This window comes from Archangium sp. (genome assembly GCF_036388035.1).
GTDB lineage: Bacteria > Myxococcota > Myxococcia > Myxococcales > Myxococcaceae > Archangium.
This window is the reverse complement of the sequence record NZ_DASVSO010000078.1, coordinates 1-8,245: the sequence shown is the minus strand read 5'-3', so window position 1 is coordinate 8,245 and position 8,245 is coordinate 1. Positions and strand designations below refer to the sequence as shown.

Annotated in this window: 6 protein-coding genes and 1 pseudogene; 3 read left to right on the top strand and 4 right to left on the bottom strand. The window is 71.1% G+C overall.

Going from position 1 to position 8,245, the window contains the following annotated elements; all coding sequences use genetic code 11:
- The 3 genes and pseudogenes from VF697_RS03350 to VF697_RS03340 form a co-directional block, all read left to right on the top strand.
- Positions 1-349 (top strand): annotated as a pseudogene (locus VF697_RS03350) (hypothetical protein); the annotation flags it as partial.
- A complete protein-coding gene (locus VF697_RS03345; RefSeq protein ID WP_331092012.1) occupies positions 346-1,605 on the top strand; it encodes a hypothetical protein in 1,260 nt (419 codons plus the stop codon). The pseudogene VF697_RS03350 and the gene VF697_RS03345, both read left to right, overlap by 4 nt.
- Positions 1,602-2,513 (top strand): hypothetical protein, encoded by a 912-nt coding sequence (locus VF697_RS03340; RefSeq protein ID WP_331092011.1) that lies wholly within the window; start codon positions 1,602-1,604, stop codon positions 2,511-2,513. Before VF697_RS03345 ends, VF697_RS03340 begins: the two co-directional genes overlap by 4 nt.
- Here the strand turns inward: VF697_RS03340 and VF697_RS03335 are convergent.
- From VF697_RS03335 to VF697_RS03320, 4 genes are all read right to left on the bottom strand, one after another.
- Positions 2,491-5,421, bottom strand: coding sequence for an FG-GAP-like repeat-containing protein (locus VF697_RS03335; protein WP_331092010.1), 2,931 nt, complete (start codon positions 5,419-5,421; stop codon positions 2,491-2,493). The genes VF697_RS03340 and VF697_RS03335 overlap by 23 nt on opposite strands.
- A 182-nt stretch (positions 5,422-5,603) precedes the next feature.
- Positions 5,604-6,989: a glycosyltransferase family A protein gene (locus VF697_RS03330; RefSeq protein ID WP_331092009.1), complete on the bottom strand. Its 1,386-nt coding sequence runs from the start codon at positions 6,987-6,989 to the stop codon at positions 5,604-5,606.
- Positions 6,986-7,819 (bottom strand): glycosyltransferase family 2 protein, encoded by an 834-nt coding sequence (locus VF697_RS03325; RefSeq protein WP_331092008.1) that lies wholly within the window; start codon positions 7,817-7,819, stop codon positions 6,986-6,988. The genes VF697_RS03330 and VF697_RS03325 overlap by 4 nt, the downstream gene beginning before the upstream one ends.
- Before the next feature lie 19 nt (positions 7,820-7,838).
- Positions 7,839-8,245 (bottom strand): Wzt carbohydrate-binding domain-containing protein (locus VF697_RS03320; RefSeq protein ID WP_331092007.1); only part of this gene is annotated, 407 nt, incomplete at its 5' end.

Sequence of the window (8,245 nt, the reverse complement as noted above, 5' to 3'; positions counted from 1 at the left end):
GCCCCGGAACAAGAAGGACACCCGCTACGCGGACCCGCCCACCTCCCACCGTCCTGGCGTGGGCGTGGTGCTCGTGGCCGCCAAGCGGGCCTTCCGGCTCGCCTTCCAGCCGTTCATCAACGAGGTCATGCGCCGGCAGGTGGAGTTCAACGAGGCCATCCTCGAATCGCTCGCCACCATCTACGAGCACCAGCAGGAGGGAGCACGCACCCAGGCCCTCTGGCGCCAGGAGATGGAGCGCCGGATGGCCCGGCTCGAAGCGGAGCGCGGGGGCGCGGACGCGAAGCCCTCGGGTGAAGCACCCCGAGCCTCCCGGAAGACGAAGAAGCCCTCGGGTGGGGCGGCATGAAGATCGCCTTCCTGGCCGGTGACGTGGGCAACATCTCGGGTGGGGCCAACGTCATCATCGAGTACGCGTGGCGGTTGCAGGCGCTCGGCCACGAGGTGGTACTCGTCACCCACGCGCCGGTGCGGCTCGCCTCGCCGCCCTGGCACCCGCGCCTGCCGGAGCTGCGCTTCCAGACCTTCCGGGAGGCGGCCGGGGAGCGCTTCGACTTCGCCTTCGCCACCTGGTGGCTCACCTGGTTCGACCTGTGGCGCGTGGACAGCGCCGTCTACGGCTACCTGAACCAGAGCCTCGAATCACGCTTCCACGCGGAGCCCCACCTCAAGCACCTCAACCGCGTCACCTACTCGCTGCCGCTGCTCTTCGTCACCGAGGCGAACTGGCTCGCCGAGTTCATCCGCACCGTGCAGCCGTCGGGACAGGTGCTCTACGTGCGCAACGGGCTGAGCCGCGAGCACTTCCCCTGCGTCGAGGCCCCCGCGCCGCGCACGGGTCCCCTCCGGGTGCTCGTGGAAGGCCCCTGGGGCATCCCCTTCAAGGGCGTGGCCGAGACGTTCGAGCTGCTCGAGGAGGCCCGAGCCCGGGTGGAGCTCGAGGTGGGCTGGCTCTCCTCCAGCAGCGGCGGGCAGGTGCCGGTGGTGGGCGGGCGGCCCGTACGGGTCCACGAGCGCATCCCCATCAACCGGGTCCGCGAGGTGTTCCAGCAGTACGACGTGCTCCTCAAGCTGTCCCGCGTCGAGGGCATGTTCGGCCCACCGCTGGAGATGTTCTCGCAGGGCGGCACGGCCCTCACCTACACCGTCACGGGCTCGGACGAGTACATGGTGCACGGCGAGAACTCGTTGCTGATGCCACCGCATGACCGGCGGCAGCTCCCGCGCTACCTGGAGGTGCTCTCGGCCTCGCCCGCGTACCTCGAGCGGATGCGCACCGGGGCCTTGAGCACCGCTCGCGCCTTTCCGGACTGGGAGGCCAGCATCGGACTGCTGGAGGGCGAGTTGCGGCGGCTCCATCGCGAGGGCCTGCGCCACGACGCTCTCCGCCCCGCGCTCGAGGCGATGGCGACCCTCAAGGAGCACTGGCTCGACGAGGTCCGACACGTGGAGGAGGTCTCGTTGGATGCCGGCCCTGGCGAGCGGCTGCTGCTCGAGCGTTACCGCAAGCTCAAGAGCGGCTCGGGTCTCCAGACCCTCAAGCGGCTGGTGCCCGATTCACTCAAGCAGTCCGTTCGCACGTTCCTCACCCGGAGGCTGGAATGAGGGTCCTCCCGCCGTCGACGCGGATGAAGGTGGCGTTCCTCGGGCGCTCCACGTTCGAGCCCCACGCACCGCGCACCGCCGAGTGGGCCGAGGTCCGCTTCTTCGCCCTCGGCGAGGACGGTGGGGCCCCGGCGGTGGAGGAGGCGCGCACCTGGGGCGCCGAGACCCACCTCCTCTTCGAGCCGCAGCGGCTCGGAAGGGACGTGCTCTCACGGCTCCCTGGGATGAAGATCGGCATCGTCCCCACCGCGCTCGATGGAACCGAGGCCTTCGCGAAGCTGAAGGAGCTCACGAGCCCGGGGACGAACGCGCTCCGGTGGCTCACCTGGCCGGAATCCCCCGTCCCCTCCGAGCTCGCCGGGCTCCCCTGGCTGCAGACGCTGCCCCTCCCGGTGGACACGCGCCGCTTCACCGAGGGCCCCCGGCTGCAACGGACCCACCTCCTCGTCCCGGAGTGGGCCTCGCCCACCGCCGCCGTGCTCGAAAGCCTCCGGAAGCTGGCGTCCGTCGAGCTGCTCCCCAGGGGACTGGAGCCCTCCGCGCTGCTGGAGCGGCTGGAGGGCGCGGGCGTGCTGCTCTACAGCTCCCGTGAGCCGCTCGGCCGGAGCGATCCCCTGCCGATGCTGGCGCTCGCGCGAGGACTGCTGCTGATCGCCGACACACCCTTCCCCGCGGATTGGTACGTGGAGCCGGAGGACGAGTTCCTCGTGCGCGGTGGCGAGGACATGGTGCGCGCGGTGGACGCGCTCACCCGGAGGCCCGGCTCCTTCCACGCGGTGCGCGTGCGCGCCTGGCAGAAGGTGCGCGAGGCCTTCGATGCCTCCTCGGCCTTCCAGCGGCTCCTCCACGACGCCTCGCTCCTGGGTGCCGTGGAGGAGCGCGGTGCTACCGGGCCATCAGGAGGCTGAGGTCATTGCTCGCGGCGTTGGCGGCCACGATGTCCAACCTCCCATCGCCGTCGAAGTCGCCCGTGCTCACGGCATGAGGGTCATTCCCCGTGAAGTACGCGAGCGCCGGCCGGAACAAGCCACCCCCGATGCCCACCCACACGGCCACGTCGTTGTGCCCGAAAGCCGAGGGGTGTGGGTCGCGCGGATGACCGGAGCCGAAGCCGCGCCCTCTCGCGCCCACGAGATCGAGAATCCCATCCCCATCCAGATCCGTCGCCGTCAGGTGGGAGATGAGCATGCCCGTATCGGCATCGATGCTGAATGGCGGCGCGAAGGTGCCATCCCCCTTCCCGCGCACGAGCAGGAGGGCGAAAAGGGACTTCCTCACGAGGAGATCCTGCTTCCCATCCCGATCGAAGTCGCCCAGGACGAGCACCTCCGGTGAGTTCCCGAGGGCCAGGGTCCTCGCGGCCTGGAAGGTGCCATCCCCGTTGCCCGGCAGCACGCGCACCTCGCCATTGTGCGCGGTCACGAGATCGATCTTCCCATCCGAGTCGAGATCACCCGCCACGAGGGCCCCGGGCTCGCTTCCCACGGGGAACGCCGTCGCCGCCCTGAAGGAGCCATCGCCGTTGCCCATCAGCACGCGGACATCGTGGGTGGTACGGCTCAGGGTGACGAGGTCCGGCTTCCCGTCGGCGTCGAGGTTGACCGCCACCAGGGACACGGGCTCCGCGCCCACCGCGAAGGAGGTCGGTCCCCGGAAGGTGCCATCCTTGTTCCCCAGCAGCACGCTCACGTCGCCGCTCCCCCCATTCGCGGTGACGAGGTCCGGCTTGCCGTCCACGTCCACGTCCGCCGTCACGAGGGCCACGGGACGCGTCCCCACCGCGAAGGAGGTCGGTCCCCGGAAGCTGCCCGTTCCGTTCCCCAGCAGCACGCCCACGTCATGGCTCCCCTCGGCGGCGGAGGCGATGTCCAGCCGCCCATCCCCGTCCAGGTCCGTCGTCACCAGGGCCACGGGACGCGTCCCCGCCTGGATGCGAGGCGTCACCGCGAACGTCCCGTCTCCCTTGCCTCGAAGCACGCTCAGCCCCGTGCTTCCATATGCGACGCCCGCGTCCAGCGTGGCGACGTCCTGCCTTCCATCCGCATCGAGATCCGCCACCTTCAGCGAGAAAGGTCCCAGCCCATGCGGTGTGGAGCGAGCGGCCTGGAAGGTGCCATCCCCATTGCCGGCCAGCACGACGATGACGCCGAACTCCAAGGCCTCGGTGGACGTGCTGGGGGGGGTCCCAACCGCCACGAGGATGTCGGGCTTTCCATCGCCCGTCAGGTCCCCGAGCGCCACGGCCCTGCCTCGTTGCCCGACCTCGAGGCTGACAGGAGCCTGGAACGTCCCGTCGCCCTTGCCCACCAGCACGGAGACGAGCGAGGTGCCGGAGCCCACCGTGACGAGATCCAGCTTTCCATCCGCATCGAGATCCCCGAGCTCGAAGGAGGAAGCGGCGGGCCCCGAGAGCTCGGAGCTCCGGAAGGTGCCATCCCCGTTACCCAGCAGCACGCTGAGCCTGTTCAACTCGAGGACGACCAGATCCAGGCTCAAATCCTCGTCCACATGGGCCGCTCGCACTGAAGCGGGCGTCTCGAAGCCCGGCTGAATGCCCTGACGGAGGTGCCGCGGGGACTGGAAGGTGCCATCCCCGTTGCCCAGGAGCAGGCTGAGCGCCGGGCCTTCACCGCCTCCAGTGGGGAGGGCGTTCGTGGTGACGAGGTCCAGGCGCCCATCCTCGTTGAAATCCCCGGCCGTCATCGACGTCGCGGTCAGCGCGCCCACGGGCTGACGCAGCGGCGCATGGAAGAAGCCCTCCTCCTTACCCAGCAGCACATTCAACGCGGGCTGGGTGTACCAATGCGGTGGGGAGTACGCGTAGCGCCCGCTGGTCGCGAGGTCCATCCGACCGTCGCCGTTGAAGTCTCCCGTTGCCATCGCCGAGTGGCCAGGACCGGCCTCCAGGGACGCCTGCCGTCGGAAGGCTCCATTGCCCAGGCCCCGCCAGATGCTCAGGGTGTCGAATGCGCTCACCGTGGCGACATCCAGCTTCCCGTCGCCATCGAAGTCCTCGAAGACGCCCGTGCGCGGTGCATCCGAGAAGTTCTTCATGCCCACGAAGTCCGGCTCGCACCGGCTCCGGCCCAGGCCCCGGGTGTCGAGGGTGAACGTCTCCGTCCGCGAGGCGCCCGCCCTGCCCTCCACCGAGGCCGTGACACGCACTCGCACGCCCTCGGCGAGGACGCCCGGGAGATCTCGCACGGCATCCCAGAGGAACGCGTTTCGCGCGCCCTCCGGGTCACTGGAGCTGGGGACGCCCCTCACGCCCTCGTGGACCTCGCTGCCCGCCTGCGTGGCACGCTGGAAGTGCCCCGTGCCGTCACGGTCGAACTCCACCAGGACGTCCACCCGGTGTGCCGAGGCCTGCCGCACGGTGTAGGTGAACTGCACGCAACCCGACTGCCCCCAGTCGAATCTGGACAGCGACACGACGTCCGGAGGAAGCGGATCCGCGAGCGACACCGGAGCGGAGGGCGCGGAGTCGGGCCCCTCCTCCTTGTCGTTCGCGGCCCGCACGGTGAAGGAGTACGAGACACCTCGCCGCGCGCCCCTCACCTCCGCGGTCGTGGCGCCCTCCGTCGTCACGACCGCTCCACCGGGCGAGGCCGTGACGATGTAGCGGGTGATGGGACGGCCGCCGTCGCTCTTGGGCGGGGCCCAGCTCACGGTGATGACCTCCTCGGTGGCGGTGGCGAGCACCTCTCGAGGAGCGTCGAGCTTGTCGGGAGTCCGGCACGCGAGGACTGTCACTCCCAACCACAGCAGGAGGACGCTCGCGAGGCCGCGAGAGAAGAAGCGGATTCGTAGGTTCATGGCGGACGACCCAGCGCTGATTCAGGGAGAAGCCCGGCCACTTCCCGTGGGAGGAGCGACGGCATGGCCTCGACTCCCCGTGAGGCAGGGCTTACTCCGGCCGGTGGGCGGCACTCAAGAATCAACCACGGCCCACCGTCATCCGGGCACCACTGCCGCCCGTGTAGCGGAAGGCGCGCCGCTCACCGCACCAGCCGCCCCGCCAGGGACTTCAGTGCGCCGTGCAAGCGTGGCACGCCCTCGCGGAAGCGGTTGTTCAGCTCATCGATGACGCGGTGACGCATGCCCTTCGCGCTCGCACCCTCGGCCCGAGCCCGCTCCACCCGCTCCTCCACGGAGCCCAGGGACGTGAGCATCCGCAGCTCCGGCAGCGCTCCCGAGGGCCCGTCCTTCTCGGGGCCGGTGAAGCGCTGCTCAAAGGAGGCGATGCCACCCAGGAACACGGGCTCGAAGAGCGCCACGAGGCGCAGGGGCAGCTCCGGGGCACGCTCCGCGACCTGCTCGAACGGGAACGGACCCAGGCGCGAGCGGTCCACCGCCAGGGCGAACAGCAGCGACGGCTCGCGGTGCAGGTGCGCCGGCTCGAGGTGTTCCCCCAAGGGCAGCGGCCGCTTGTGGGTCACGAACCGATCCGCGCCCTGAATGGGAGTCCGCCGCGCCCGTGACACCGCCCACGCGGCCGGGCCGTCCCGCAGTGCCTGGACGAGCTTCACGTAGTGGTCCGGGTAGACGACGCACGCCGCATCGAGAAACGCCAGGTACTGCCCCTGGGCGCGGCGGGTCCCCTCGGAGAACGCCGCTCGGGCGTCCGCCTCGACGAGCTGGAACGAGTAGCCGCCGATGGACTGGTAGCGCTCCAGCAGCTCACGCGCGGCCTCGTCCCGCGAGGGCGTGACGAGGACGAGCTCCAGCGGCTGGTACTCCTGGCACGCGAGCGAGAACAGGGCCTCGTCGAGCAGCGGGCGTGCCTGGGGCTCACCGGCCCACAGCACCACGCTGAGCAACCCGGGGACGTGGGCCGGCGCGGAGGCCTCCTCCCGCGTCTCCGCAGGGGCGAGCGCATAGAGCAGCACGTCCGCCTCCGTCGCCGGCGAGAGCTGCGCGAAGAGGCCCCTCAGCGCGTCCTCCGTCCCGGCGGCGAGCGGCGTCGTCCGAGGCTGACAGGGCACCGCGCGCCGCGCCAGCACCCGCAGCCCGAGCGCGGAGAAGCACCGTGTCAGGGTCTCCTCGGTGGCGCCGAGTGCCCCCGGGGCCTTGCCGGAGAGCACCTCCAGCAGCGCGGTCGAGGAAGCGGCATTGCGCGCCCCCACCAGCAGCGTGGCGGAAGGCACGGACGCGGAGACGGTGCGCAGCGTCTCCTCGAGGACGGGCAGGCCCGCCTCCGCGGACAGCACCACGTGGGTCGGCGCCAACTCCGTGGCCCCGGCCATGTCGAGGACGGTGCACCCGGCGGCCACCAACCGCTCCGCCAGCACCGCGTCGCGCGCGAGCAGCAGCACACGCGCGCCCGGCGCGGCCTGCTCGAGCACCCAGGCGTGCAGCGGCACCTGCTCCAGGTCGGTGCTCACCAGCGAGCCCCCGTGAAATCGAAACCATGGGAGAAGTCCGCGACCCGGGCGAGCGCACGGGAGGGACGCTCCAAGGGGGGCGTGGGGAACGGCGGCCCGCCCACCTCGGCGTACGCCTTCAGGCAGACTTCGAGGAAGGCCGCGTTGCCGTACTTCGCGCCCAGCAGCGCGCCACTGCGGCGCACGCTCTGCTCCCGCCGGGGGCTCACCTCGCGCGTCACCGTGTAGTGGTGGGCCAGCGCCAGGGGGGCCACGTGGGTGGAGAAGCCCGCCGCCCGGGCCCGCCAGGACAGGTCCACGTCCTCGCAGTACATGAAGAAGCGCTCGTCGAAGCCGCCCGCGGTCTCGTACAGCTCCCGGGTGATGAGCAGCACGCAGCCCGAGCACCACGGCGTCTCGTGCGAGGCGGGGTCATAGGGCTTGGGGTGCTCGTCCGGGAACATGCGAGCCTCCACCAGCCCCGTGCGCGGGTGGCGGCGCGCCTCGGCCACCAGCTCCCGGACACAGTCCGGGTGCAGCACCGCGTCGGGGTTGACGCACACGTAGGAGCCCACCCCGGGCTCGGCGAAGGCCCGCGCCATCATCCGGTTGTGCGCGATGCCGAAGCCGAGGTTGGCGCCGGAGTGCTGGTAGTCGCCTCGCGGCTCCAGCTCCGCCATCACCCCGCGCAGCGCCTCGTCCGGCGAGTTGTCGAGCCACATCACCTCGAACGGAGGCACCCCCGGCGAGCGCCGGTTGAGCCCGAAGGAGGCCACCAGCCGCGACAGCTCGCGGGGGGAGTTTCGGTACAGCACGACGCCCAGGCGGACGCCGTCGGCATGCCGCTTCACCCGTTCCTCCTGGCGCGCCTCACGAGGCCGTGTTGCGCAGGGGCTCCATCTGCTCGATGACCCACCGGTGGGGCGGGCGCGCCATGCCCTCGTCGGCGATGGCCGAGCGCACCTCGAAGGTCGTCGGCTGCCCGCTGGTGGCGTGCACGGTGCCGCTGGACGAGCGGGCCGACACGACCAGGGTGTAGCGACCCGAGCACAGCCCCACGCGGTCGATGACGAGCCGGACCGTCCCACGCTCCGGCAGGGGGCTGGGCAGCACCACCGCCTCGAGGAAGGTGTTGGTCCCGTACACCCGCGTGCCGTCCTCGCGCCGGATGTCCACCGCGAAGCCCACGTCCGAGACGGGCTCGCGGGTGGCGTAGCCGACGCGCACCTCCATCCCGTGCTCGGTGTCCACCACCACGCCCGTATCACCCTTGGGCG